Raw genomic sequence first — 26,103 nt, forward strand, 5'->3', positions numbered from 1 at the left:
TGTATCAGCTTAACAGATAACAGTGAGTGTATTGTTCTTGCCAAAATCCCCCTTGCCTAAATTATCTCTATCGAGAAAAAGCCTAATTGGTCGTCTTATGCTGGCTTTTGGTTTGCTTGCTTTACTCTTGCTACTACTGGTTAGTTTGGGTAGTGTGAGTTTGCGATGGGTTCAAGAGGCGGATAAATACTTATACAACCGAGCATTGCCTGCCTCTGAGGCCGCAAGTCAGTTGGCTCTATCGAGTAATGCATTGGCTGAAAATGCAGGTTTGCTAGGTCAGACACAAGATGAGGCGCAGCGTCAGTTTGTAGGGCGCAAACTGTCGATTGAAAGTGCGACTATGCTCAGCGCGATTAAGATACTTAAGGCGCTAGAAGTGAATTTTGACCTGAGTCTTGAGCAGAGCGCTTCGGAGATTATTGTCGACATCTCAGAGTTAGGGGAGCAAGTAGGGCAACGTATTCAGGTGGCTTATAGCTTGAAGAAGCAGGGTAAAGAACTCGTTAACGCAGCAAATAAAAGTACTGACTTGCTACTTGCGGAGCTGGCTATCGTCGACTCGGGGATCTTATCTAAACTGAGTTTAGCCTACCCTGATGCTGTAGGCGCAGAGAAAACGTCGCAGTTGCTCGATACTCTGATAGAACAAGATTTAGATATCCAAGAGCGACTTAATCGTGCACTTAAAATCGTGCATAACATTGCTCTTATGGGGCAGATGTTTCAATCGCCCGAGTTAGAAACGGGGATTTATCCGTTTCTGGGAGATCTCGGGAGCCGAATAACTCCTACTGTAAACCCAAGCAAAGCCCCCTTAGCAGTTGCTTTAAGTTCACAAGCGCAGCAAGCTGCCCCTAACCCTGCGGGGCGCAATCACTTAGACAGGAGTATTGGCAATTCAGATAGCCGCTATCTTAGCTCGCTCTCCAGTTTGACTCATATTATTCGTGATCCGGATAGGGCCAATACCTTAGCTAAGCAGTTTGCGATATTGCAAACGCTACCCAGTAGCCTCTCCTTACAGAAAGAGTACACCAAGTACCATAGAGCGCAGGAGTTACAGCTACAAACCATTACAGATAAACTCGATGTGCTCAATGAAGCGGTTGCTTATGCCATGCAGTTACAGCGTTTGGAAGCTGAAAATGCCCGAAACGACTATCTCAAGCAGTTAACTTGGTCGAAATTTGGCTTATGGATGACGGGGCTACTGATGTTTCTGGTGATTTTTGTGGTGGTCTATAAGGTCATCTATCGAGGTATTGCCTTAAAACTCGATGCCGCGACTAAGGCATTGGCTCAACTCAGTTTAGGCAACACAGCGGTAACTATTGATACTCAAGGTGACGATGAACTAGCGGCAATGGCCAGTGCGATTAAAGCCTTTAAGCAAAAAACAGATCATAATCAAAAACTGCAGGCTGAACTTCGAGAAACTGCGGCAGAGCTGTATGAACATAAGCAGGCACTTGAAGCAAAGGTAGAAGCAAGAACCTTAGAGCTTGCCGAAGCGAATATCCAGCTAGATAAAGAGGCCAAAGGCCATGTGCTTGCCCGGGATATGGCCGAGCAAGCTAACCAGGCTAAATCGCTGTTCTTAGCCACCATGAGCCATGAGATCCGCACGCCTCTCAATGGACTTTTAGGTACCTTAACTTTACTTGGGCACTCAAAGCTACCTGCGGCGCAGCAGCAGATGTTAGCGCTCTCACAATATAGCGGCACGCTACTGCAGACGGTACTGAATGATATTTTAGACTTTTCTCGATTAGAGCAGCGAAAACTGGCTAATGAACCCCGAGCTGTGGATATCAATGAGCTGTTGGATCAAGTTGTGGCTATTATGCTTGCTGGTGCCGGACTCGCTGGGTTAACTCTGCGCTCAAACCATAGCGATTTGCCTAAATGGGTATATATCGATGGCCCCAAGCTTAGACAGGTGCTGCTCAATTTGCTGGGTAACGCGATTAAGTTTACTCCTCAAGGTGAGGTGGAGCTTACCGTCGAAGTTAAGCATGACTCGCTACAGTTTAAAGTTCAGGATACTGGTGTAGGAATTGATGCTTCGGCGATGAAAAAGCTATTTAAGGCATACAGTAATGAGCCTAGTAAAGGTCGAGACCGAGGTACGGGTTTAGGCCTTGCTATCAGTAAGCAGCTAGTTGAACTGATGAATAGTAGCACTCAAGCTGAGCAAAACGGCGTATGGGTAACGAGTGAGTTGGGTAAGGGCAGTTGCTTTGGTTTCTCGCTGCCGTTGATAGTTTGTGACCGCCCTGACTATGAGCTGCAGCAGCAAGTTATTCATACCCAAGCTAAAAATCTTTTAGTTATTGAAGATAATAAGATTAACGCTATGGTAGCTCAGGGTTTTCTAGCCCACCTTGGCCATAGCTCGGTACTCGCAAAGAGCTGTGAAGCTGCGAGAAAAGCCTATACGCTACAAACGGCAAAGCAATTCGATGCCATTATGCTCGATATTCAGCTTGGCGATGGCTCGGGGATCGAATTACTCGCTGAGCTACAAGAGGTTAATAGGCAAGCTGAACATCAAATCGAAATAGCGGCTTTTACTGCACAGCTGCAGGCCGATGATATGGAAAACTATCAAGAGAAAGGTTTCAATTTAGTCTTAATGAAACCCCTTGATATGCAAGCTTTATCTAATTGGCTTGGTAATGCCGAACCGCTACAAGATATCGAAATCCAGGCTGAAACAGCACTGAGCGAGAAAACAGCCTTGAGCGATCAAACAGCTGCTATTGATAAACAGGAATACTCCTTGGGCAGTGATAGAACAGAAGCTGCATTACTCGATGAGACGCAGTTAACCCAAGACTTAACTTACCTAGGTTTAGAGACGGTTATTGAGCTGGCTAAAATTTATCAACAAACCAGCAAAGTGCACTTTGAAGGTTTGCTCAAGGCTGATGCCGATATTGGTCATATATTGCATGCACTAAAAGGCAGCAGTGCGAATATGGGGTTAGCTAGGCTATCAGAGCGATGTAAGCTGTTAGAGAAGTCAGCAATGAGCTCAAGCCGATATCAGCAAACTGAACATGATTCTCTTATGGCGTTGTGGCAAGCATCATTAGCAGCCTTGCAGACTTGGATAGCTGAGCAGCCTAAAGCCTAATATCAGTATCAGTAGATAAATTTGCAGGTATAAAAAAGGGTGATGAACGTAAGTTCATCACCCTTTTTTGAATCTAATTCCTAATCAATGAGGGATTAGTTCAATTCAGACTCAAGCCACTCGGCATCAGACTTCACCCAAGCATAGGTTAAGCGCGTTAATGCTTGATAAAAGTTACCGGTATCAACCTCAGTAACCTTAGCAACAAAGTTGCCTAACCAGTTAGCTAAGTTAGCTTTAATAAAGCTTTGCTGCTCGGCTTCATCACTATGGGTACAAAGGTGAGCAACATAGGCCAGAATCACTGCTAAGTGATCCGCAGGCTCTGGAAACTCACTTTGTACTTGCAGTTGACTCTGCTTTAAAAACTGAGTCATCTGCTGATGCTGTTCACCAAAGAGCAGTGGCTCATCGCCTTTCTTAGCTGGCTTATCTGTTAGGTATAAGCTTGCATAAGGTGATGCACTGTATTTAGTACCAACTAAGAACAGACCGCAATAATCTGCAGCAAGTTCTAGTAATGCTTTATCAGTATTAAGCTTAGCAAGCTCAGCAACTAAAACATCAACGTCAGCTTTAAATTCAGCTTCGCTACCCAATTGCGCCCAAAATTGCTGGGCTTGATCACTGGTTAAATCATGCAAGATTTTATGGTCAATTTCTTTGGCAAATAATGACGAAAGTAATTGATAAATCGTGCTTCTAACCTGATCTACTGGGTTAATTTCAACTGTCTCTGTATTCACAGCATCTTTAATCATAATGCAATCTCAATCGGGCCACTAAATGAACTAACTGCTGGTACTTTACCTTGATACTTTTCATAGTCAACAAGACAAGTATAAGCAGAACAAGCCTGTGCAAGCTTAGAAGTACCGATATCTAGAGTTAGGGTATTTGGGTCGCCATAACTACAGATTGCACCGATTTCAGCGCCGCCTTCTTTGCTACCGTCTTTACCAACAGGGCCATACCAGGCACCCTCTTGAATACGAATAACCCCTTTAGGGAATTTATCCGATACCACTGCGCCAGCAAGTAACTGACCACGGTCGTTAAACACGCGTACAACATCGCCTGATTTAATGCCGCGTTTCTTAGCATCTTCAGGGTTTAGGTATACAGGCTCGCGACCATTAACTGTGTAAGTTTCGCGGAACTCTTCTGATTCACACATCTGTGAATGCAAACGTTTGTCTGGGTGGCAAGACTGCATCCAAATAGGGTGCTTGTCTGAACCTGGACCACCATGGCTACGTTCTGCTTTTTCCATCCAAGTTGGGTGGCCTGGGCAGTCATCGTATTCGTAGTGGGCGATCTTACGGCTGAAGATCTCAATCAAACCAGATGGTGTTCCAAGTGGATTGATCTCAGGGTCATCTCTAAATGCTTGATGACGAACCCAAGGCTTACCTTCACCGAAGTAAACATATCCTGCTTTCCAGAACTCTTCGAATTCAGGCATTTCAAACTTACCGGCATTGGCGGCTTTACAGTCGTTGTAAAGCTTCACTAACCAGTCGTGCTCGGTCATGCCGCGAGTGTATTCTTTCTCTTTGCCGAGTAGCGCAGCAAAGCGAGTGAAGATCTCGAAATCAGAAAGACTCTCAAATAACGGCTCAACCATTTTCTGCATCGCAAGCAAACCACGGTTTGCATATGCGCCATAGATGTCGATATCGTTACGTTCAAACGTCGTACAAGCAGGTAGTACGATGTCAGAGAAACGACAGGTCGCCGTCCAGTTCATATCAATTGACACGATGCACTCAAGCTTATGGAACGCTTTCTTCATGCGGTTACGGTCTTGGTGATGGTTCCATGGGTTGTTACCCGAGAACACCATCATCTTAATGTCTGGATAGGTGACTTTAGAGCCGTTTGAGTCAATAGTCTTGCCAGGCTCAAGGATTGAGTCAATCCAGCGTGCAACCGGAATCGTGTTGCTTGCGCCTTTAAAGTCAGTACTGTCAAAAATTGGCTTCTGGCCGTCATCTAGGTTACGTGGGAACGCACCTGGCGCTGCTGCACCTGAAGATGGTACACCAATACTTGAGTAATGGTGACCATAGCTAATACCGCCGCCTGGAAGACCAATTTGGCCAATCATGGTTGCAAGTACAGCTGCCATCCAATAAGGCTGCTCACCGTGTTGTTGACGCTGAATACACCAGCCCATCAACATTTGCGTACGGTCTTTAGTCATTACCTTAGCAAGGTCGCGGATGATCTCGGCTGAAACGCCAGTGATCTCTGCAGCCCACTCAGGAGTTTTCTCTACACCGTCAGTTTCACCTTTAATGTAAGGTAAGAACTGGTCGAAACCTAAGCTATAACCTTCGATAAACGCGTTATCGTGAAGGTTCTTGTCTACCATTTCGTGAGCAATACCTAGCATTAACGCTACGTCGGTTTGCGGATTAATGTAAAGTTGCTCACAACCTAGGTATTGCTGTGTTTTCGTGACGACAGGGTCAATACTGATCACACGAATTTCGCCTTTAGCTACTTTCTCTTTTAACTGAGCAAGGTAAGCATAAGACTCGTGTGTTTCAGCGTTCCAGCCGACTTGTAGGTTCTTGTATGGATCATTCGACCATAAAATGATGGTTTTAGAATGTTCCAGAATTAACGACCAAGAGGTACCTTGAGCGTAAACTTCGGTAGAACCTAAGATGTAAGGCAAAATGGTTTGCCCTGCACCAGTTGAATAGTCACCAATCTTCTTAACGAAGTTACCGTGCATGCCTACAGCGCGTTGCATGTGGCTAGTGCTTGAGTGCAACTGACCTGTTGCGCGCCAACCTGTTTGCCCAGCGTGCAGCCCTGATGGACCATACTTGGTTTGAATAAGGTCAAGCGAGTCTTTAAATAGACCTAATGCTTTGTCCCAAGTGACACGTACAAAACGGAAATCACCGCGTTGTGTGGTATCGCTTTGGTGGCCTTTTAATAAAAAGTCTAGGCGCACCATTGGGTAGCGAACACGTGATGGGTTGTAAACTAAGCCCTTAATACCGTTGATCATATCCGTTGGATACATATCGGTATCGAAAGGCTTAACTTCAGAGATCACGCCATTTTTACGCTTCATCTTGAACGCACCAAAGTGCGAACCCGTTGTAAGCCAGCCGTCAGACGCATCTGCACCAGCTGCCGCTAAAGCGTTTAGCGGTGCAAGTACTGATGATCCGCTAAGTACGACATAAGATGTTCCAACTAAGCCTTTTAGAAAGTCTCTTCTGTTCATTACGCTATGTCCTATTAGTGAGCTGACTTATCGAAAGTAGATGAATGCTCTTGTAAATACTTCTGTACCAAAGCTTGGGTATCTTGATCCATGTTGACGAATGCGATCATGCCTTGGAACATACCTGGCCATGTGTTGGCATCAAAATGCGCTTCAGCTGGCTGAGTGTGACATACGCTACATGCAGTGCTGTATGTGCTACGAGCGTAATCCCAAAGAGGTTGAAGGTCTGTTAGCAAGTAGTCTGTATCAGTCCAGATATCTGCTTCAACTCGTTGCCATTTAAGGCCTGTCATTGGATCTTCTTTTTCTTCGAAAGTCTTAATCACACCTTCTTCAAGCGCAGCGTCTTTAGTCAGCTGAGCTGATAGAATGTTTAAGCCAAAGTCGTAGTAGATCACGCGACCAGCACCGATTTTCTTTCTCCAGCCATCGATACCAATTTTGGCGCGATTACCTTTTACTTCTAAGATCTTAACCTTAGTTGCAATATTCAGAGTACCGGCTTCAACGTCTGTTTTTTCGTTGAAGAATAAAGGCTTGGTTAATGCTGAGAAGTAAGTTTGACCAACTTGTAAACCTGTTACACCACGGCCTACTTCAGCAATTAACTCAGGCGCACGAGCGGTACCCATTTCTGGTAGCTTGTGAGCAATACCTTTATGGCAATCAACACAGCTTTGGTCTAATTCAGCGGCGCGCTTCATTTGCTTAACAGCAAGCTTAGACATGCTGTCCCACTTCATAGACTCGTACTGGTGGCAGTTTTTACATGCTGCAGACTTATCACGGTCAAAACGTTTCCACTCACGGCTTGCCATTTCAAGACGTTTAGCTTCGAACTTTTCAGGTGTATTAACAGTGTTGAATAACCAACCGTATACGTCGTGAGAAGCTTCTAGCTTACGGGCGATCTTACGACCATAGTTATGTGGTACGTGACAGTCTGGGCAGGTTGCACGCACGCCTGAATGGTTTGAAAAATGTACAGTCTGCTGTAGTTCTTGGTAAGGCTTGCTTTCCATGCTGTGACAGCTGATACAGAAGGCTTCAGTGTTAGTCGCTTCAAGTGCAGTGTTAAAACCGCCCCAGAAGATGATCCCCATTAAAAATGCGGAAAGGCTAACAGCACCTAAAGTTAAGTACTTAGCTGGTTTAGTTAGTGTGCGCCAGATGTTAAGTAACCATCTCATAACGGCATCCTCGTAATAAATTTAAAATTAGTTATTGAAATTAGTGAGACGCAACGCCACTAAATGTAAGTGATATCCAGATGATCAAGCCGTATACGCTTACAAACGTGGCGGCTAATGCTGGGAATAAAATAAAGATGATAAAGCCTAAGGCTTTTAGCTCGTCTTTTTTGCTGCTAACTTGTTCTTTTGGTGGGCATTGCTCAGTCATGACCGTGTGCTCCAGCTAATCCATATTTTTTGATTAAGGTAAGTATAGTTAGATTATGTGAATAGTGATGAGGGCTTCAATGAATGAGATAAGACAACTTATGACAAATTATGAATAGAATTCTCATCTCTATTTGATTATCGACTTTAGTTGAGTTTTTATATCAGCTTTAACAAAACAATTAAATACTAAACAATGGATTGCGAAAATAAAAAAGCACTAACAGAATCTGTTTAGTGCTTTTTTTGACATAATTGAGGCTGAAATAATCGCCGCTAACTGGCCGTTAAAGGCCCATGGGAGACTATTTGGTGAGCATGATATAAGCGATAAAGCCAATCCAGCTAATGGTTAGCAATCCCCATGCTAGGTATGGGCTGGCGGCGCGGTCCTCAATATTACTATGGTCCTGATCAGCAATATTGGCTTCACGGGCTTTAGCTCGACTTTCTTGCTTACGTGCTTTATCACGCTCTCTGGCTTTACCTTTTTGCAATTTTTTGTATTCGGCAATACCTTTTTCGATGCCTTGAGCAATTAGTTTAGTTTGCTCTTTGGTTTGCCCCGGTTTTTGAGTTGATTTGGCTACTTGCAGTGCTTCTGATTTGGTTTCATCAGAAATCACTTTTTTTGCAGCCGATGGCTTAGTGCCTGCCGGCTTTTTAGTGGTTTTTTTAGGGTTTGTTGCTGCCATAAGTATATGAATGCCTAGCGAAGAATAAGCGCACTATATCAGCTCTACTTTAACTTGTGCAGTGCGCTTAAAAGATCCACTCTTAGCCTGCTATGGCATGAGTCCCATGCGCCAATTGGTTGCTTGTTTGTGCTGGCAGTGGGTTTTTAGCTAGAAATTCGAATAACCCGGTTTGCATATTCACATTCCAAAAGCGTCCCGCTAAGGTGAGCGTTAAAGCTTGTGCTGAGCACTCGGCTAAACCGTTATTTTGCCATTCGATAAACAGTGGCTGCAGGTGCATACACATCTCAGGCGTTAATAAATTAAGCGTTAGTTTGCCACTGTCTAAACCGCGTTTGAAAATCGCATCTAAGCTAGCTGACGGGTTAGGGCTCATAAGCATGCCTGGTACTTGAACCGGATTAAGCGCTATGGCAGAAATAGCTGTTGCCTCAGTTGAGTGCATATCATCATGGGCCTGATGCCATTGCTTTAAGTCTCGGGCGTTCATGCAGCCGTGGCCATGAATACTGCCGCCAGCTCCTGCGCCGAAAGGTAAGATCTCAATACCACTCTTGGCGAGGCTATTGTAAATGCTGCGCTCACGGCTATCTCGGCGCCAATGGCAACTTGAAAGTCGCTGCCAGTTTTGCGCTTCAAAATGATGAGCGCCGCTGGCATACATATTGGCGCGGGCTTGGCTGTCGGCTTGAAATTCACTTAAGGCGGTACCGAGTATTTTGCCTTTTTCGCGGGCATTTTCGATACGTGTGCCGCTTAAACCGATTAGCTGATATAGATCCACGCCATGTACGCCACTGTCGATAACCGCTTGTAGATCTTGCTGCCAAACATCTAAGGTTTGGCCTGGTAGGCCAAAAATCAAATCAATGACGATACTGGCACTTGGGTGTCGGCTAAGCTGCTGTAAACGGTTAAGTAAAAAATCTTTATCGTCAAAGCGGCCAGCGGCTTGGCGCACTTGAGTGTCAAAGCTTTGTACGCCGAATGAAAAACGGTTAAAGCCATTTGCAGTGGCGTTATGCCACTTGTCATCGTCAAAACCGTTGAGTCTGCCTTCTAGCGTGACCTCGGCATTGTCTACTAGCGGAAAACGGCTAATAGCTTCACCAAGCTGTTTAACTTCATCACTACTGATATCGGTAGGCGTACCGCCGCCCACATAAACAGTATTAAACGGCTGGCTTTGTGAAAGTGGTGTGTCGGCGGCAATATGCAGCTGTTCGGTTAAGCGCTGCATATAACGACTGATCCGCTCAGGATTGGTGCCATTTTCAAAGAAATTGCAGAAAGTGCAGCGTTTGCGGCAAAAAGGAATATGAATATACAGCGCCCGCTCAGTTGCCTGACTAGGTTGTTGCCACCATTGTTGCCATTGCTGTGGCTCAAGAAATACCGGACGGCTACCGCCTCGACCTGCATGGGGCGCACTTTTGACTTTAAATGCATGTTGCAGGGGAGCTGGGCTGGCAATGCCTGTCATGGTGGGTGTTAAAATCATCACGGCTCTCAATCTATAAAAGTTGTTTTGATAATGATAATTATTATCAAATGGGTTTTTAGTGCGTTGGATCAACTAATCCTTCTTTGCAATGTAAAGGTGAGGTTGGTAAAGCTGTCTTGTTTTTTTGGGGGGAAGCGACAGTAACTGGCAATTCCTGTTTATGTGGCTGATAGCGCTGATTTACCAGTTTGATTTGCCACTCTGACAGTCTATTTAATAGCTCAATAGATGAAGGACTTGCAACGAATTGGATTAGTCATCGCGGATATCACAATGACATTTTAATCTGGGAAAGGAATAAAAAAGCCTGTGAGATCTGGCTCATAGGCTTATTAACAACGTAAAGTGACTTAACAGCTTACAGTAGGCTGGCGAACAATAAATGCTCTTGCGTGATCATAGGCAAGATTGTAGCTAAAGGCGTAAATCGTAATAAATACAGTAACGCCTAAGTCCATAATTAGCGCTTCTATTATGCCAATGTTGAGTATGTATGCCATCACCGGCACGGTAAAGAATAGCAAGCCGATTTCAAATAAGCTCACGTGAATAACACGTACTTTTAATGGGCGCTTTTCTTTGTCGCCGGGTACTGCATGGTCAAATAACCAATTGAAGATAAAATTCCATGTCATTGCCATAGTTGCAACAACTATCATCATTCCTGATAAAGACATCACCTCGTGGTCAGTGAAAACCGATAGACCAATAATCGAAAATGTCACCGCCAGCACTTCAAACAATACAGAGTGAAATACTCGCTCTATAATACTCATTGCTTACTCCAAAAAATGTCGCATGTATTAATGTCAGCCTATTAAGGCTGTAAAAGGGCGCTGATTATTACAGGTAAAACGAGTAAGCAAAGTTAGCAGTTATCACGCTTCGTGATGGTTTGCGGCGGTAAACTTCTATTGGACAGGTATTATGTATAGTTTTGAGCAGTTGAAAATCTTTGTCACAGTATGCGAAACCGGCTCTTTTTCAGCCGCTGCGCGTAAACTAAAGCGCGCCCAATCTGGGGTGAGTCAGGCGATTTCGAACTTAGAGATAGCGATTAATCAGGAGTTGTTTAGTCGCGATAAGAATACGCCGATACTGACTAATAATGGCAAAGCCTTACTGCCGATAGCCTATTCAATCCTGCATCAGCAGCAGTATTTTGATCAAAAAATAGTATCGCTTAGTCAAGAAGATGAACATGAATTGGTTATCGCAGTTGATGAAAGCTTAATGAGTAATGAGCTGCTGGCTATGTTGACTCCGTTAGCTGATAAGTATCCGGTAACCCACTTTGAGATAATTTCCGCTTCAACCTTTGATGTTGAAGAGCTGGTTCGTGATGGCAAGGCGCAAATAGGCATTGTTTACGCTGACGGTGAGCTTAAAGTTGATATGGATTTTTTTACCCTTGGGCAAGCCAGATTTCTAACCATTGCAGCGCCTCAGCATGAGTTAGCCAAACTGCCGCTAGTGCAAGATTCTGATCTAAAGTCTTATCGTCAGTGCGTGCATCGCAGCGCCAAACAGCGCGAGCTGTGGTTTAGTTATGCGATTAGCTCGCGGCTGTGGTACGCCAATACTCATCAAATATTAATTAAGCTGGTTGAGCAAGGTGTAGGTTGGGCTGTAGTGCCTGAATCATTAGTTGAGAGCAGCATTTCAAGAGGAGACGTTGTGGCGCTGCCCGTTGCTCATGAGTATCACGGCTGGCTCACTGCAGTGGGCTGTATTGTATCTCGCAGTCACGGTTCTGGCCCTGTACTTGAAAGCGTAATTGAGATTTTGCAGGATAAGCTTTTAACCAGTGTACAGACTAATTAAGCCGACTGATTTAGCTAACGAGACTCGGTTAAAGTAGCTGAAAAGCAAGTTAAGTTAGCTTTCTCTCTATCTATAACCGATAGCTCATGCTGTTTCAGTAATTGCAATTTGTCGGCACTAACAGGCGTAATGGCCTCAACATAACTTAAGTCTAAATTGGCAAATAACTGACTAAAAATAAGTTTAGCTCTAGGCATATGAAATTCTGATGTCACCACACAAAGCTCACTGCATTGCAGCTTTTCAATAATAGCTATGGCCAAGGTGGCATCTTCAAAGGTAAAGCGACTAAGAGCGATATCAGTAAATGCAGTTTCAGGCACGCCTTGGCCGATTAAGTAGCGCTGGCCATATACTGCGTGCGGCGTGTCAGTTTGATTAAAGTGAGCGCCAAAGCCGCCAGTTAGTAGCAACTTACTGGCTGGAGATTTCTGATATTGCTTTAGTGCCGCTTGGCAGCGCGATAGGGCAATATCAGATAAGTGACCTTGGTTATCGTTGGGCGAGCCCAGTACTATGATTACAGAATTAGCTGTTGAATTAGCCGCCTGATAGCAACTCACTTTCGTCTTTTCCTTGTTAGCTTTAGCTTTAGTTTTATCTTTGTCGTACAAAGGTATTTTGCACTAAATGATCGAGTAAGCGCTCAGCCTTAACATGCTTAAAGTGTAGTGGTGCTACAAGCTCGCCAAATAGCAAAATACCGCCGCCGAGTAATACTGGAATGGTGGTAATAATCAGCTCATCAATTAAATCATGCTGCAACAAGCCCTGAATGGTTTTGCCGCCATCGATATAGAGCTCATGATAGCCTTGAGCATTGAGTTGCTGAATAACCTCCGGTAATGGTCCATTAATCAAAAACACCTTATCTTCAAGTCCATCAGGCACTTGGGTTAAGGTATTACTGAGAACAAATACCGGCTTAGTGTATGGCCAATCTATACCAAAACTGAGCACAATTTCTAGGGTATTACGTCCCATCACCAGCGCATCAATCCGTGCCATAAAGTCACCAAAGCCGAGATCTAAGCCGTCAGGATTTGGAATGTCATGCAACCAGTCAACATTGTTGTCTCTGTCAGCAATAAAGCCATCAAGGCTAGTGGCGATATAAACGATATTGGGCATAGCTATTCCTTACTTAAACACTGCTTTTATATTAAGTGATAAGTCTAGTGGTGTGGAGCATATAGTAACTTTATAAGCTTAGCTTGAACTGATTAATATCATCTATGCAGACGATATCTTTTATACAGATCGTGTTAGCTATCTTAAGCGAGTGTTACTTGTAAAGTCGCAAAATAAAACTTATTCTACACTGTAGAATATTTGAAGTTTACCGAGACTGATTTATGACTGTCAAGCAAAAGAAGCGCGGCCGCCCGGCAAGTCACGCTGAACAATTGAGCCAAGAAGCGATAATTAACAAGGCTAAAGGCTTGATGTTAAGCGATGGAAAAATTCCAAGTATTCGGGCATTAGCCAGTGCATTATCGGTCGATGCGATGGCGATTTATCACTACTTTAAAAACAAAGATGCGCTGCTTGAAGCGATTACCACATCATTAGTGAGTGAGATTTATCAGCCTGAAAAAAGTGATGATTGGCAAGATGCTTTGATCGCGTTAAGTTGCAGTTACCTTAACTTATTACAACAGTATTCAGGTTTGTTAGAAACCTTGTTATCTATGCAATCAAGCGGGCCTGCAGAGGTGTTTATTAATCGCTTTAGCGCGATATTAAAACCGCTGGATTTAGATGAAATACAGCAAACCGATATTTTATGTTTATTGGTGGATTACCTGCATGGTTTTGCGCTGGCTTATCGCTGTAATAATACAGTTCAGACTTTAGATGTAGCGGCGATTAAAGGGCCGCTAACACTGATTTTTAAAGCGATAAAATAGAAGGCTGAGCAAGGTAATAACTGTGGTAACTTTTTAGCAAAAGTGCCCATAAACATGAGCACTTTTTACTGGATGGCACTTTTATTGAGCACCAATAAGCCTTATTGCCAAGGCTGCGATGTTTTAAAATAGCAGCGGTGTTTGCTTGCCAGGTTCCATCACCACAATGGGGTCGTAATGCCAAACTTGTTTCACCGTTTCTGCTGTTAAGGTTTCGCTAGGAATACCATCACTAACGATGCAGCCATTTTCGAGTACCACTAACCTATCGGCGTAACGCGAGGCTTGGTTTAAGTCGTGCAGCACCACAATCACCGCGTAGTTTTGTTCATGAGCAAGGCTGCGCGCTAAACCAAGCACTCTATGCTGCTGGGCTAAATCTAGCGCTGAGGTGGGTTCATCTAACAACAAAATCGGTGGCATGTTTGATTGCGCTAACTGGGTTAACACCCGAGCCAATTGTACACGCTGTTTTTCTCCACCAGATAGGGTGGGGTAGCTGCGCTCTTTTAAGTGAGAAAGCGCCACTTGCTCAAGCTGTTCACCAACCAGCCTTTTACCTTGTTGCTGATTAAGCGATAGCGGATAAAGCCCCATTTCAACCACTTCGCGCACTTTAAATGGAAAGGTGAGTGAGGCGTGTTGTGGTAAAACGGCTAAGGATTTAGCCAGTTGTTGTCTGTCCCAGTGGGCGAGAGCTTTACCGTAAACTTCGATGTTGCCCGCCTCAATCTCAACGTCCTGACAAAGGCTTTTTAGTAACGTCGACTTACCTGCGCCATTGGGGCCGAGTAGCGCGGTAACTTGGCCAGGTTTTATACTGAGGTTAATATCCGTGAGTACTGGCTTATGGCCGACACGCACTGATAAATGATTGACTTCAAGTACCGGCATTGTTGAGTCTGTTTGCATATTCATTACCTTAAACCAAGCGGTGACGCTGCTTTAACAGCAATACAATAAAGAAGGGCGCGCCAAGCAAGGCTGTGACTAAGCCGACGGGCAACTCCGATGGCGCAACCAGTGAGCGTGCGCCAATATCGGCCAGTGCTAATAAGGCTGCCCCAAGCATGGCACTGAGTGGCAGTAGCTGTTTATGATCGGGTCCCACCATCATGCGTACAAGGTGCGGAACCACTAAACCAATAAAGCCAATAATGCCGGTTGCTGCCACTGAAATTCCCACACCAATAGCGCACAGTAAAATCAGTTTCAGCTTTAACTTATCGACATCTAACCCTAAATGGCGCGCTTCGGCTTCACCAAGTAGCAGGGCATTAAGCGCCTTGGCACTGGAGTTAAATTGCCAACTTACAAGCGCCAGCGCCACTAAGGTTAATAGCACGTAATGCCACTGTGCTCCGGCAATAGAGCCCATTTGCCATAGAGTCAGATCCCTAAGCGCCATATCATCAGCCATATACGTTAATAGCCCGATCCCCGCACCAGCAAGCGCGGCAATCGCGACACCGGAAAGCAGCAATAGCACTACTGAGGTACCACTAGGGCTGCTAGCAAGGCGATAGACAATTAATGTCGTGGCAAGACCGGCGATAAAGGCGCTCAATGCCACCATGTACTCGCCGCCCTGAGGGAAAAGCACAATACAAATTGCCGCGCCTAAGGCTGCGCCAGATGACACTCCGATAATGCCGGGATCGGCCAGCGGATTTCTAAATAATCCCTGCATCACCGCGCCGCATTGGGCTAGCACTGCACCAACAGCCAGCGCCAATAAAGTACGTGGCAGACGCACATTATTAATCACCAATTGCTCATGGGGGGCAACGCTACCCATATCTAGCTGAGTAGCCCAATTGATGACGGCGTTAAAGCTCACCGATGGGCTAATTTGCAGTGGACCTATGCTGACAGACATCAGGCTCGTTATCACCAGAGCGGCGAGTAAACTGGGCCAAAGCCAACGACGATTATCCATTTATGTATCCTGCTGTTTATCTTAGTGGGCGGACTGTTTTCAGTGGAAAGTTGCTGAAATTAGTACTGCTTTACGTTAATAAAATCGCTAGCAAGCTTGTCGGCAGCTTTAATGGCGCTTAAACCTAGGCCACCTAAAAGGGCTTGTGGTTGTAACGACTGGATCTGCTTGTTTTTACCTGCTGACGTGTGCTCAAGCAGTGGCATCTGCTTGAGTAGATCGTTAATTGGATTTTCAATGGATTTATCAGAACGGTTAGATATAAGAATTACATCGGGTTGTAGTGACAAGATACCTTCTTGGGACACTGACTTGTAGCCGCTAAAACCGGCGATATTTTTGCCGCCTGCTAGCTTAATAATGATGTCTGCCGCAGTGTTATCGCCGCCTACACGAGCAGGTCTATCGGCTTGAAGCAGTAAAAATAATACTTTAGGTGCATCACCTTGCTTGGCTATTTGCTGCTGTTTGTTTTCGATTTGCAGAAATGATTGCTTTACCTGATCTTGTAGTGTGTTGGCTTGCTCTTCACGGTTTAGTAGCTTGCCCATTTCATTAATATTGCTGAGTAGCTGAGCTTGGGTGTTGGCATCAGGTAGCTGGATAACATTGACTTTCGCGCCGCTTAGCACATCAAGCGTCGCTTTTGGTCCCATAGCGTCAGTGCCAAGCACAAGATTTGGTGACAAAGCTAAAATGCCTTCAGCGCTTAGCATGCGGTGGTAGCCTAACTTTTCAACTTTATCAAAACCTTTTGGTAACTGGCTGGTGGAGTCAACTGCCACTAGCTCGTTACCTGCATCAAGCGCTAAAACGAGTTCTGTTACGCCAGCGCCAGCACTGACTACGCGTGTGCTAGGTGATGTATTTTCATTGCTATGGGCGTCTGCATGAGCAAGTACTGATTGGCTAAATGCCAATGTCGATAGCAGGGCAAGCCTGGCTAATAAGCTATTATGGCTGTTATTAAAGATTTTTTTACCAAGCATGGGTAACTCCAAATTAATCAAAACTATTTAATAAAACGATTTAACAAGAATAAGTAATAAAATTAACGCTTTAGTTCGCTAGTCAATCTGCAATAAAGCACTGCAATAAAAAGCACTGCATTAAAAGTCACTACAACAATATGTAGCCGATTAAGGCTCCATTAAAATCTGCGTATTGGTGATGTTTTGCCTTTGCAAAGCAGCAAGTAAGGTCATTAAGGGCTGCACTGGGGCGGTTTTGTCGGCTGCAATAATCACTTTGGCTTTTGGGTTAGCCTTAAAAGCTTGAGTAAATGCCGCTTCAAAGGCATCAAAGTCGCTAAAGCTTTGGCCATCAAGTGCCCAGTGCGGCTCACTTTGCAGTACATTGATTGCAATATGTTTGTCTTGAGACAGCGCGCTTAGATTTGAGTCTGCTTCAGTAGGCACATCAACCGGTAAGCTCAGTAATTGGGTATTAGCTGTGAGTAGTAAAAACACCAGCACGATAAAAATAATGTCGATAAGCGGTGTCAGATCTAAACCAAAACTTTGGCTGCTTTCATCATTGCCGGCATTGATCATGACGGTAAACCTGCCACGGGTGCTTTATTTCTCTCAGCTACTTTATTTCGCTCAGCAGTTTGAGACTGGCAGCTCGCCTCTTTACAGGTCGCGGCTTTTGAACATAACTGTGCAGCTGAATCTGTGCCGATACTCAAGGCTTGATCAAAGCCGTCGAGCCAAAGGTTTAATAAGTTAAGCGCATGGGCTAACTTGTTGCAGCGACGTTCTGCCCAAAGGGTAAACAGATGCGCAAGGGTAATGGCGGGAACCGCAATAATAAGGCCTGCAGCCGTGGTGTTCATCGCAAGGCCTAAACCCGATGCGAGTTGTGATGGCGTTACAGGACCATCCGATAGCCCAAGTTGATTAAACATTTCGATGAGCCCTAACACTGTGCCCAGTAACCCAAGTAGCGGGGTGATAACACCAATTATGTGTAAAACCTTTAACCCCGAAAGCAGCTTACTTTTTTGCTTCACTAGCCAGAGTGAAACAATCTCTTCGCGCATGGCGCGCGACTGTTCGCCATGACTCAGTAATAAGGCAGTGCCTTTGGCTAGCATGCTGCGACCTAGGCTGATTTGAGTCATCAATTGCTGTTTTTGCTCTGGGGTTGCACTACGCGCTTGTTGGCGTAATTGGGTGAGCCAACCGTCACGCTTAGGTAGCTCATAGAGCATTAATGCTAAGCGCTCTAGAATAATCATTAGGGCTAAGAAAGCGCAGATAAATAATGGCCAAGTTAAGTAGCCAAGCTGCTCGAAGAGTTGCTGGTATAAAGGTTGAGACATGCTATTTCCTTGGCGATAACTCAAGCTATCGCAGTAACGATATAAACTAATAAATGGTTATTGCGCTTTCCCTTAAACGCCTATATTCAGCCTTACTATCCCAGTAAGCTTTGATGCATTAATTTAATGCAAATTTCACCGGTACTCGTACTGTGTAGGCGTAAGCGGTTTGTGGTTTTGGAGCACTAAATTGCCACTCTTCAACGGCGCTCAGTGCTGCCTTGTCGAGTAAGTGGTACCCGGAGCTATCAACCAAGGTTAAAGAAAGCTGTTCACCTAGTTGGTTAAACATTACCTCTACCGTTGCTGTGCCTTGAAAGCCCTTTTTTCGGGCCTTTTTAGGGTAGTGAGGCTGTGTGGGGGGGCTAGAAAAAGTAGGCTTACTCAATGCGATAGTTTGCTTGCTGACACCTTGTTTAGCCTCGACCTTGGGCTGGTTATGGGCCTCTTGCTCTGCAGTTGCTGGAGCCACGGCAACCTCTGTCACTTTCTCTATTTTCTTTGCCTTTACAGGCTCACTTTTTTGGGCAGTAACTTGTTTGGTTTGGGTTTGCGCAATGGCGTTAGGCTTGGCAATTGGTTGGGGCCTTGCAATGGACTTTTCCATAAGGGGCTGAGTTAACGAGTGAGCTTTGGCAACCTCTTCGACTCGAGGTGCTGGCTTAGCTTTGGTTTCAGCGGGTGCATTAACTTGCTTGGGCGTTTTTACTGCTTGGCTAGATTGCATAGCAATAGAAATGCTGACTGTCTGGCTAGAGCCCATGGCAGAGCCTGAACTGAGCTGTAGTTCTGGCAAGCTGTTTTGTGAGGCGAGTACGCCTCCTTGGATTAAAATAGTTAAACAACCAAAAGCAAAATAACGTTTAGGAGTCATGGCCGAAAATTCTTACTCAATAGAATTATATTAGTACTGGCCTATCAATTGTATTTAACGCTACCTAATTGCTACATCTTTACAAAGTTGACATAAAAGGTAGATATTTACATTATTTACAATTGGTTAGATAAGTCAGTGTTAATGGTTTCCAAATAAGATATACCAGCTTGAATGAGATCGCAAATGATAATGATTTTCATTTGATCTATTTTTTTGTCTCAGGTAAAGTGCCGAAAATAACAAAACGGCAGTCTCAAAATGGCAATCCTAACCAAGTGGATTGCAGATGAGATGCTATCGGTACTTACCTTGAGGATTGAAAAATGACTAAGAAGCCAGTTGTAGTCGCTATGGCAATGGCTCTAAGCTCGGGCGCATTTGCTGCGCAAACTCAGCAAGTCTCTGAGCAGCAAATAACTGAGTTTGACGAAGTGCTTGTTACCGCGACTCGTGTAAGCGAAAAAGCATCGGAAACCAGCCGCAGCGTTGCGGTAGTGAGTGAAGAGCAGTTGCAGGAATCGCAACCAGCATCGGTTGCTCAGGCATTAAAAAATGAAGCCAACGTCAATGTGACTAACGGTCCACGAGCTTCATCTCAAGGCGTTGAAATCCGTGGTCTAGGCGGTCAACGTGTGCTGCAAACTATCGATGGTGCTCGTCAAAACACCAATTCAGGTCATCGGGGCACTTATTTTATGGACCCTGAGCTTTTAAGTTCAGTCGAAGTGATCCGTGGCCCAGCCAGTAGCTTATGGGGCAGCGGCGCAATTGGTGGCGTGGTTGCCCAAAACACTAAATCAGCAGCAGACTTTTTAGACGAAGAAGACACCTTTGGTGGCTACCTTAAGCAAGGATATGAGACCAATGGCGATCGCATTAAAACCAGTGGTGCCATTTACGGTTTAACCCAAACTGATTCGGCAGGTAAAGTAGACTGGTTACTCAATGGTAGCTACTACGACAGCAACAATATCAAAATTGGTAATGACCAAACCCTTGAAAATAGCGCGTCCGAAGGCACAAGTGGCTTAGCAAAATTTGGCTGGGAACCTACCGATGATCAACGCTTGCAGCTATCAGCACGTTTTTCAAATACTGACGAGCTAGTACCGAGTAACCCTGCGACCAACGTGGGCAGCTCAGTACCTTTGGTTAAGCGTAAAACTGAAGATCAAAACGTGACTTTAGATTACAGCCTAAATCCTAGTGACAACAAGTTGCTGGATTTAAATGCGACTCTGTATTGGAACGGTACCAATTACGACGAAGATCGCGTCACTAAAAACCAGTTTGATAGCACTGAATATGAAACCTTAGGGTTTAGCATTAATAACAGCTCGAAATTTGCAAATACTGTTTTAACTTATGGTGTTGACGGTTATCAGGACTCGATTAAAACCGTACGTGATGACAGTGGTCAGGTTGGGCAGCGTCCCGATGATATCGACGGAGATACTACTGTTTGGGGCGCATTTACTCGTGCCGATATTGAACTTAGTGATAACTGGTCGCTAGATACTGCAGTGCGATATGACACCTTCAAAAATGAAAGCAATAACCTCAACACTTCATCGGACGATAGCGCATTTTCGCCATCAGTAGGTCTAGTTTGGAAGACTACGGATTGGTTAACCTTAAGTGCACGTTACGATCAAGCTTTCCGCGCGCCAAGTATCGAAGAGATGTACTCAACAGGTACTCACTACTGTATTCCATCTATTCCTGGTTTCTTACCAAATGGTTTATGTAACAGCTTTGAAATCAATCCAGACTTGAAAGCTGAACAAGCCGAAAATAAAGAAATCAAAGCCGATTTACGTTTTGCCAATCTTGCGGGTAACGATGAGCTAGCTATCACCTTAAACGTGTTTAGAAACGACGTTGATGACTTTATCGAGCAGTCGGTTTCTGATCCATTAATGGGTATTCCTGGCTTTGAGCAAACCACCTCTTGGAACAACGTTGATGAAGCTAAGCTAACCGGTTTTGAGTTCAGCACTCGCTACCGCTATGAGCAAACTCGCCTAAGCGTGAACTACGGTCAAACTGAAGGTAAAGACAAAGCAACTGACGAGTACTTATCTAACATTCCAGCTAAAAAGCTCGCTATCGATCTTTCGCAAGGGATTATGCAAGGCGATATGAAAATTGGTACTCGCTTTACTTATGTAGCCGAACAAGACGAGTTACCGCTAGATAACGTAAACCAATATGACTCATACAAATTGTGGGATATGTACGTGGCATGGGAACCCGCTATGGGCACATTTGAAGGCTTAAGAGTCGATTTTAGCGTTGAAAACATCGGTGATGAGGAATATCGCCAAGCGTGGCAAACCTTGTATGAACAAGGCAGGAATTTCAAATTGTCAGCGCGCTATAGCTTCTAAGTAAGCTAATTGAGAACGAGGTCGGCTCATTAACATGCGTCGACTTCTTTGCCGTTTATTTTATAGGAGATATTCCATGTCTGTATCAGTAGAGCAAATCCGTCAACATCTAGAAGCTAATCCGGCAGCCATGCCAAGCCAAGTTGCTGAAGAACTTAATATCACTGAGTTGGAAGTGGTATCCGCTCTACCAAGCGAGCAGTTGAGCATACTGCCATTAGAGCAAAAAGACGCTTTGTTGGCCGAGCTACCAGAGTGGGGCAACATGACCACGATTATCTCAGCATCGGGCAGTATTTTTGAATTTAAAGGCCGTTTTCCAAAAGGAAAATACGCCCACGGTTATTACAACTTAATCACTAAAGGCGATGGTCTTCATGGCCACCTAAAGCTAGATGTTATTAGCGCAATCGCATTGATTAGCAAGCCGTTTAGAGGCACCGAAAGTCACTCCATTAACTTTTTTGGCTCACAAGGTGAAGTGGTGTTTAAGGTGTACTTAGGTCGTGACAAAAAACGGGTATTACTGCCAGAGCAGGTGGCGCGTTTTAATGAGTTAAAGCAGCAAGTTGCCGTATTAGCTTAAGTCGATTTGCCGAAAAATAATTAGCATTAGAAGAGAGTAGAGTAATGAGCAACGATAAAGAGCAAAGACTACGAGAGAAATTACTACCGGAAATCGAAGCCTTTAAGGCCGAGCGTTCAACCCTACAACTTGCTACCCAAGATGCAGACGGTGTGCCCAATGCAAGTTATGCCCCATTTGCGCTAGCGGATGATGGCTTTTATATCTTGGTGAGTGAGCTTGCTCGCCACGGCACTAACCTTAAAGCATCAAACAGCTTGTCTGTGATGTTGTTAGAAGATGAAGCTGCGGCTAAAAGTGTATTTGCGCGCAAGCGCCTCACGTTTGATGCAACAGCTGAGTTAGTTGATCGCGACAGCGAAACATTTACCAAGGGGGTGGCGGCATTATCATTACGTTTTGGCGAGATGATTGATAACCTAGCGGGTCTTGGTGATTTCAATCTATTTAAGCTAAATCCGCATCATGGCTTATATGTAAAAGGCTTTGGTCAGGCATTTAGCTTATCGGGCTCTGAGTTATTAGATGTTGACTGGAAGCGCGATGGTCACCATGGCACACCAAAAGCGGAGCTCGCTGAAGAGGCAAGTTAAGCCGATAATTATACTGATTGGTATTAAAATTCAATAAACAATGCCCGCCTTTGCGCGGGTTTTGTTATTCTGCTGTTGTTTTCATTTTAACCTTAGTGGTTAAGGATATTGCATTGGATCAAAACGCTTCTTCAGTCGCCAAAGACGAGCCCTACTCACCGGCCTCTAAGGCTAGCAGCACTAAACCATCTAAGTCCCACGTTAGCCAGCGCGCAGTTCTGCCGTGGATTGGCGCATTTTTAAAACCCTATCGCGCCAAAGTTATCACCGCGATTATCTTTTTGTTTATCGGTTCACTGGCTTGGTTGTCACTTGGTCAAGGCGTACGCCTTATGGTCGATGAAGGTTTTTTAAAAGATAACGGCTCACGCTTAAACGAAATAATCATGCTGGTAATTGGCATTACCGCACTAAGTAGCAGCGCGATATTTTGCCGATTCTATTTAATGACTTGGCTAGGTGAGCGAGTCAGTGCCGACATTAGATTAAAAGTGTATGACCATTTACTCAAACTATCGCCAGGCTTTTACGCCAAGCTGAGAACCGGTGAGGTGATCTCCCGTTTTACTGCTGACTCAACTTTACTGCAATCAGTGGTGGGTTCAAGCTTGTCGATGGCGCTGCGCGCAAGCGTAACTGTGCTCGGCGGCATAGTGATGATGGCCATTACTAGTTTTAAAATGACCGGCTTAGTCTTATTAGCCGTGCCTATGGTACTTGGGCCGATTTTCTTTTTTGGTCGCAAGGTGCGTGATTTAAGTCGTAAAAGTCAAGACAAGGTGGGTGACTTAGGCGCTTATGTGGATGAGACATTGCATGAGATCCACACTGTGCAAGCCTACTCCCATGAAGATCAAGACCGTGCGCTATTTAATCATCGCGTCGAGGCTGTGATGGATGCAGCTAAAGGCCGGATTAAATACCGCTCAATCCTAATATCATTAGTGATGTTTTTAAGTATTTTAGCTATCGCATTAGTGATGTGGGTTGGCGCACACGATGTAATGAGCGGTGCGATTAGTGCCGGTGAACTCTCAGCCTTTATGTTCTACGCAGTAATGGTGGCAGGCTCTGTGGCAACCATCAGTGAAGTGATTGGTGAAATCCAACGTGCAGCTGGTGCGACTGAGCGTTTAATTGAGCTAATTGAAACGCCAATCGATATCCCAGTTGTTGCCAACCCGCTTACGTTAACATCACCGGTTCGAGGCGAGCTCGCGCTTAAAGATGTGCGCTTTAGTTATGGCAACATAGATGATAGCAATCAGGCCACAGATAGTTTAGATGAGAACAGCCTTGAGCCGATAAACAGCCCTGAGCTTGAAAACAACCCTGAGCTTGAAAACAGCCTTGAGCGCTCAGGAATTAGCCCTGATCCAATAAATAGCCCTGAGCCAGTTTCTAACAACGAAGTTATTCGCGGCCTCAATATTGATATCAAGCCCGGTGAACGGGTTGCGCTGGTTGGCGCAAGCGGCGCAGGTAAAAGTACCTTATTTGAATTACTGCAACGCTTTTATGTGCTCGATAGCGGAATAATTGAACTTGATGGCGTCGATATCGCTAAGCTAAGCCCGCAAACCTTGCGTCAGCAATATGCGTTAGTACCACAAGAGTCAGTGATCTTCGCCACTAGTGTATTAGAGAATGTGCGTTATGGCCGACTTGAAGCGAGCGAAGCTGAAGTGAAGCAGGCATGTATTGCCGCAAAAGCCGATGAGTTTATTGGTGAGTTTAGTGATGGCTACCAAACCTACTTGGGTGAGCGCGGCGTACGTTTATCTGGCGGCCAAAAGCAGCGGATTGCGATTGCCAGAGCGATTCTTGCAGATAGACCTATTCTGTTACTCGATGAAGCCACTAGCGCACTTGATGCGGTGAGTGAGCAAAAGGTAAAACTGGCACTCGATAGTTTAATGGTAGGTAAAACCACGTTAATTATTGCCCATAGGCTAGCAACGGTTATCAATGCCGACCGCATTTTAGTGTTAGATAAAGGCCAAGTGGTGGGCAGTGGCACCCATAGCGAGTTAATGCAAAGCAGCGAGCTTTATCGAGAGTTTGCCAGCTTGCAGTTATTAACCGATGATGGACTACAACAAGAGTAAACTAAAACAGCGTCTTAAGCGTATAGTTAGTTAAAGGGATAGAGTTATAAGGTTGCTCGATCTCTGCCTACGCACTTAAACAAAATAAGAGAGAGTCCTATGCGCTTAATAACTATTGCATGTTTACTGTTTTTATCGGCCTGTACTAGCTTGCCAAGCGGTATTGAACCGGTAAAAGGCTTTGAGTTACCGCGTTACTTAGGCACTTGGTATGAGATAGCGCGGCTAGACCATAGCTTTGAGCGTGGGCTAAATCAGGTGACTGCTACCTACTCGATGAAAGATGATGGTGGGGTTAAAGTGATTAACCGCGGCTTTTCAACTGCAGAGCAAAGCTGGGATGAAGCAGAGGGCAAAGCCTACTTTGTAGATAGCCCTGATATTGGTCATTTGAAAGTGTCTTTCTTTGGACCTTTTTATGGCGCGTATGTGGTGTATGAACTCGATACTCAAGACTATCAATACGCCTTTATCACTAGCTATAACCGTGACTATTTATGGTTTTTATCGCGCACACCAACAGTTGATGAAACACTTAAACAACAGTTTATCGAGCAAGCTAAAAAGCTTGGTTTTGCTACTGAGCAGATCATTTGGGTCGAGCAAAGCTAGACTGATTTAGCCCTATTAGAAATGTTAGCAATTAAAAAGGAGCCAATGGCTCCTTTTTGGGTTAATGCGACAGCTTATTTTAACTTATACCAATCAGTATAAAGATTTGGTCGCTCAGCGAGAGTTTAGCGGTTCTGATGCAAGGTCATTAAGTGCTCCTGCTTTAATGACATTCACTGCATCCATGCAGCTCGCAACGAGTGAAGAGCATAGTTGAACTAGGGTTAAGCTCCCTCTTGTTCCTTAAGACCCAAAGCGTCAGAGTCGCTAAAACTCGCCATTCTGGAGCGTTTTTGGCTGCCGACTTCAGCGTTGAACAGCTTTACAAGGGAATCGCCATTCTTACAGCTATTCGCCTTGAATTAGTTTGCCAAAAGCCGCTCTGAGTAGATCAACTTCTTATACTGATTGGCATTATTAGGCTAGAGGAACAGACTGGTTACAAAATGATACCTTTTGCTGTTGTTGCTTAGTGTAACTTGGTGGATGTTTTTAATTCATTTAAAAGGATTTTTTATGAAAAGAGATAAAGGGCTTACGCGGCAGAAGCCTGCTAACTTGATTGCAGGGGGGTCGTTAATATTGCTAGGTATGTTTACCTCTGCAGCCTTTGCTAAACAAGAGATTGAAGAGAGACTGTCAGTATCGTCAACAATCAATACCACCGCTGATCAGGAGCAGGTTTTACCTGAGCCAGAAAAACCACAGCAAGGTGATACTCAAGTTGTGGTTCAGGTGCGTGAAGGTTGGCAATATACCTACCGTCAAAGGTTCGATAGCAACGGTACTTGGCTGACGTTAGAAATGAATAAGCGGCTGATAGCTAACTAGCTACTGATAGCTTTGCGACTGAATATACAGTGGCAAAGCTATAGAGCTAGCAGTTAATCAGGTTGAATTAGAAGCTTCCAAGGAGCTACTTGAGTAGCTTTTATTATTTG

The 26,103-nt window shown here is 44.7% G+C and carries 24 protein-coding genes; 9 read left to right on the top strand and 15 right to left on the bottom strand.

Features of this window, described 5'->3' with window-relative positions:
* Positions 1 to 31 precede the first annotated feature (31 nt).
* Positions 32 to 3,142 (top strand): TMAO reductase system sensor histidine kinase/response regulator TorS, encoded by a 3,111-nt coding sequence (gene torS, locus K5Q73_RS00310; protein ID WP_259650676.1) that lies wholly within the window; start codon positions 32 to 34, stop codon positions 3,140 to 3,142.
* A 95-nt stretch (positions 3,143 to 3,237) separates the two neighbouring features.
* On the opposite strand, the gene torD is transcribed toward torS, so the two are convergent.
* The 7 genes from torD to K5Q73_RS00345 all read right to left on the bottom strand — a co-directional run bounded on the left by torD (position 3,238) and on the right by K5Q73_RS00345 (position 10,773).
* Positions 3,238 to 3,903: a molecular chaperone TorD gene (gene torD / locus K5Q73_RS00315; RefSeq protein ID WP_220758709.1), complete on the bottom strand. Its 666-nt coding sequence runs from the start codon at positions 3,901 to 3,903 to the stop codon at positions 3,238 to 3,240.
* Complete coding sequence (gene torA / locus K5Q73_RS00320; protein ID WP_220758708.1) at positions 3,900 to 6,392, bottom strand: trimethylamine-N-oxide reductase TorA; 2,493 nt, start codon at positions 6,390 to 6,392, stop codon at positions 3,900 to 3,902. Before torA ends, torD begins: the two co-directional genes overlap by 4 nt.
* Before the next feature lie 14 nt (positions 6,393 to 6,406).
* Positions 6,407 to 7,585 carry a pentaheme c-type cytochrome TorC gene (torC, locus tag K5Q73_RS00325; protein ID WP_220758707.1) on the bottom strand — a complete coding sequence of 393 codons (1,179 nt, stop codon included), beginning with the start codon at positions 7,583 to 7,585 and terminating at the stop codon, positions 6,407 to 6,409.
* A 40-nt stretch (positions 7,586 to 7,625) separates the two neighbouring features.
* Entirely contained in the window at positions 7,626 to 7,796 is a 171-nt protein-coding gene (locus K5Q73_RS00330; RefSeq protein WP_012156555.1) for a periplasmic nitrate reductase, NapE protein, read from the bottom strand.
* A 304-nt stretch (positions 7,797 to 8,100) separates the two neighbouring features.
* Entirely contained in the window at positions 8,101 to 8,490 is a 390-nt protein-coding gene (locus K5Q73_RS00335; protein WP_259650660.1) for a DUF2956 domain-containing protein, read from the bottom strand.
* Positions 8,491 to 8,572: 82 nt separating this feature from the next.
* On the bottom strand, positions 8,573 to 9,994 hold the full coding sequence (hutW, locus tag K5Q73_RS00340; protein ID WP_220758706.1) for a heme anaerobic degradation radical SAM methyltransferase ChuW/HutW: 1,422 nt from the start codon (positions 9,992 to 9,994) through the stop codon (positions 8,573 to 8,575).
* Between the two features lie 353 nt (positions 9,995 to 10,347).
* Positions 10,348 to 10,773: a PACE efflux transporter gene (locus K5Q73_RS00345; protein ID WP_220758705.1), complete on the bottom strand. Its 426-nt coding sequence runs from the start codon at positions 10,771 to 10,773 to the stop codon at positions 10,348 to 10,350.
* A 151-nt stretch (positions 10,774 to 10,924) separates the two neighbouring features.
* Here K5Q73_RS00345 and K5Q73_RS00350 point away from each other — a divergent pair, with 151 nt between their 5' ends.
* The gene (locus K5Q73_RS00350) at positions 10,925 to 11,821 is read left to right on the top strand and encodes a LysR family transcriptional regulator (RefSeq protein ID WP_220758704.1); all 897 of its coding nucleotides are present in this window, start codon (positions 10,925 to 10,927) and stop codon (positions 11,819 to 11,821) included.
* A 14-nt stretch (positions 11,822 to 11,835) separates the two neighbouring features.
* Here K5Q73_RS00350 and K5Q73_RS00355 read toward each other — a convergent pair whose 3' ends face one another.
* Positions 11,836 to 12,384: a YdcF family protein gene (locus K5Q73_RS00355; RefSeq protein WP_220758703.1), complete on the bottom strand. Its 549-nt coding sequence runs from the start codon at positions 12,382 to 12,384 to the stop codon at positions 11,836 to 11,838.
* A gap of 34 nt (positions 12,385 to 12,418) precedes the next feature.
* A complete protein-coding gene (locus K5Q73_RS00360) occupies positions 12,419 to 12,952 on the bottom strand; it encodes a dihydrofolate reductase family protein (protein ID WP_220758702.1) in 534 nt (177 codons plus the stop codon).
* A 224-nt stretch (positions 12,953 to 13,176) separates the two neighbouring features.
* Between K5Q73_RS00360 and K5Q73_RS00365 the strand changes: the two genes are divergently transcribed.
* Positions 13,177 to 13,731, top strand: a complete 555-nt coding sequence (locus K5Q73_RS00365; RefSeq protein ID WP_220758701.1) for a TetR/AcrR family transcriptional regulator — start codon at positions 13,177 to 13,179, stop codon at positions 13,729 to 13,731.
* Between the two features lie 123 nt (positions 13,732 to 13,854).
* Here K5Q73_RS00365 and K5Q73_RS00370 read toward each other — a convergent pair whose 3' ends face one another.
* The 6 genes from K5Q73_RS00370 to K5Q73_RS00395 all read right to left on the bottom strand — a co-directional run bounded on the left by K5Q73_RS00370 (position 13,855) and on the right by K5Q73_RS00395 (position 18,870).
* Entirely contained in the window at positions 13,855 to 14,649 is a 795-nt protein-coding gene (locus tag K5Q73_RS00370; RefSeq protein WP_220758700.1) for a heme ABC transporter ATP-binding protein, read from the bottom strand.
* Positions 14,650 to 14,653: 4 nt separating this feature from the next.
* On the bottom strand, positions 14,654 to 15,670 hold the full coding sequence (locus tag K5Q73_RS00375; RefSeq protein ID WP_220758699.1) for an iron ABC transporter permease: 1,017 nt from the start codon (positions 15,668 to 15,670) through the stop codon (positions 14,654 to 14,656).
* A gap of 59 nt (positions 15,671 to 15,729) precedes the next feature.
* On the bottom strand, positions 15,730 to 16,659 hold the full coding sequence (locus K5Q73_RS00380) for a hemin ABC transporter substrate-binding protein (RefSeq protein ID WP_220758698.1): 930 nt from the start codon (positions 16,657 to 16,659) through the stop codon (positions 15,730 to 15,732).
* Between the two features lie 150 nt (positions 16,660 to 16,809).
* Positions 16,810 to 17,223, bottom strand: a complete 414-nt coding sequence (locus tag K5Q73_RS00385) for a biopolymer transporter ExbD (protein ID WP_220758697.1) — start codon at positions 17,221 to 17,223, stop codon at positions 16,810 to 16,812.
* The gene (locus tag K5Q73_RS00390; RefSeq protein ID WP_220758696.1) at positions 17,220 to 17,996 is read right to left on the bottom strand and encodes a MotA/TolQ/ExbB proton channel family protein; all 777 of its coding nucleotides are present in this window, start codon (positions 17,994 to 17,996) and stop codon (positions 17,220 to 17,222) included. Before K5Q73_RS00390 ends, K5Q73_RS00385 begins: the two co-directional genes overlap by 4 nt.
* Before the next feature lie 118 nt (positions 17,997 to 18,114).
* The gene (locus K5Q73_RS00395) at positions 18,115 to 18,870 is read right to left on the bottom strand and encodes an energy transducer TonB (RefSeq protein ID WP_220758695.1); all 756 of its coding nucleotides are present in this window, start codon (positions 18,868 to 18,870) and stop codon (positions 18,115 to 18,117) included.
* Between the two features lie 359 nt (positions 18,871 to 19,229).
* Between K5Q73_RS00395 and K5Q73_RS00400 the strand changes: the two genes are divergently transcribed.
* From K5Q73_RS00400 to K5Q73_RS00425, 6 genes are all read left to right on the top strand, one after another.
* The gene (locus K5Q73_RS00400; protein ID WP_374706780.1) at positions 19,230 to 21,263 is read left to right on the top strand and encodes a TonB-dependent hemoglobin/transferrin/lactoferrin family receptor; all 2,034 of its coding nucleotides are present in this window, start codon (positions 19,230 to 19,232) and stop codon (positions 21,261 to 21,263) included.
* Positions 21,264 to 21,339: 76 nt separating this feature from the next.
* A complete protein-coding gene (gene hutX / locus K5Q73_RS00405; RefSeq protein ID WP_220758693.1) occupies positions 21,340 to 21,849 on the top strand; it encodes a heme utilization cystosolic carrier protein HutX in 510 nt (169 codons plus the stop codon).
* Between the two features lie 44 nt (positions 21,850 to 21,893).
* Complete coding sequence (gene hutZ, locus K5Q73_RS00410) at positions 21,894 to 22,442, top strand: heme utilization protein HutZ (protein ID WP_220758692.1); 549 nt, start codon at positions 21,894 to 21,896, stop codon at positions 22,440 to 22,442.
* 218 nt (positions 22,443 to 22,660) lie between these two features.
* Positions 22,661 to 24,550, top strand: coding sequence for an ABC transporter transmembrane domain-containing protein (locus tag K5Q73_RS00415; RefSeq protein ID WP_374706781.1), 1,890 nt, complete (start codon positions 22,661 to 22,663; stop codon positions 24,548 to 24,550).
* Between the two features lie 99 nt (positions 24,551 to 24,649).
* A complete protein-coding gene (locus K5Q73_RS00420; RefSeq protein WP_220758690.1) occupies positions 24,650 to 25,162 on the top strand; it encodes a lipocalin family protein in 513 nt (170 codons plus the stop codon).
* A gap of 516 nt (positions 25,163 to 25,678) precedes the next feature.
* Positions 25,679 to 25,993, top strand: coding sequence for a hypothetical protein (locus K5Q73_RS00425; RefSeq protein WP_220758689.1), 315 nt, complete (start codon positions 25,679 to 25,681; stop codon positions 25,991 to 25,993).
* Positions 25,994 to 26,103: the final 110 nt, after the last annotated feature.

It is taken from the genome of Shewanella sp. MBTL60-112-B2, from assembly GCF_019655055.1.
Classification (GTDB): Bacteria; Pseudomonadota; Gammaproteobacteria; order Enterobacterales; family Shewanellaceae; genus Shewanella.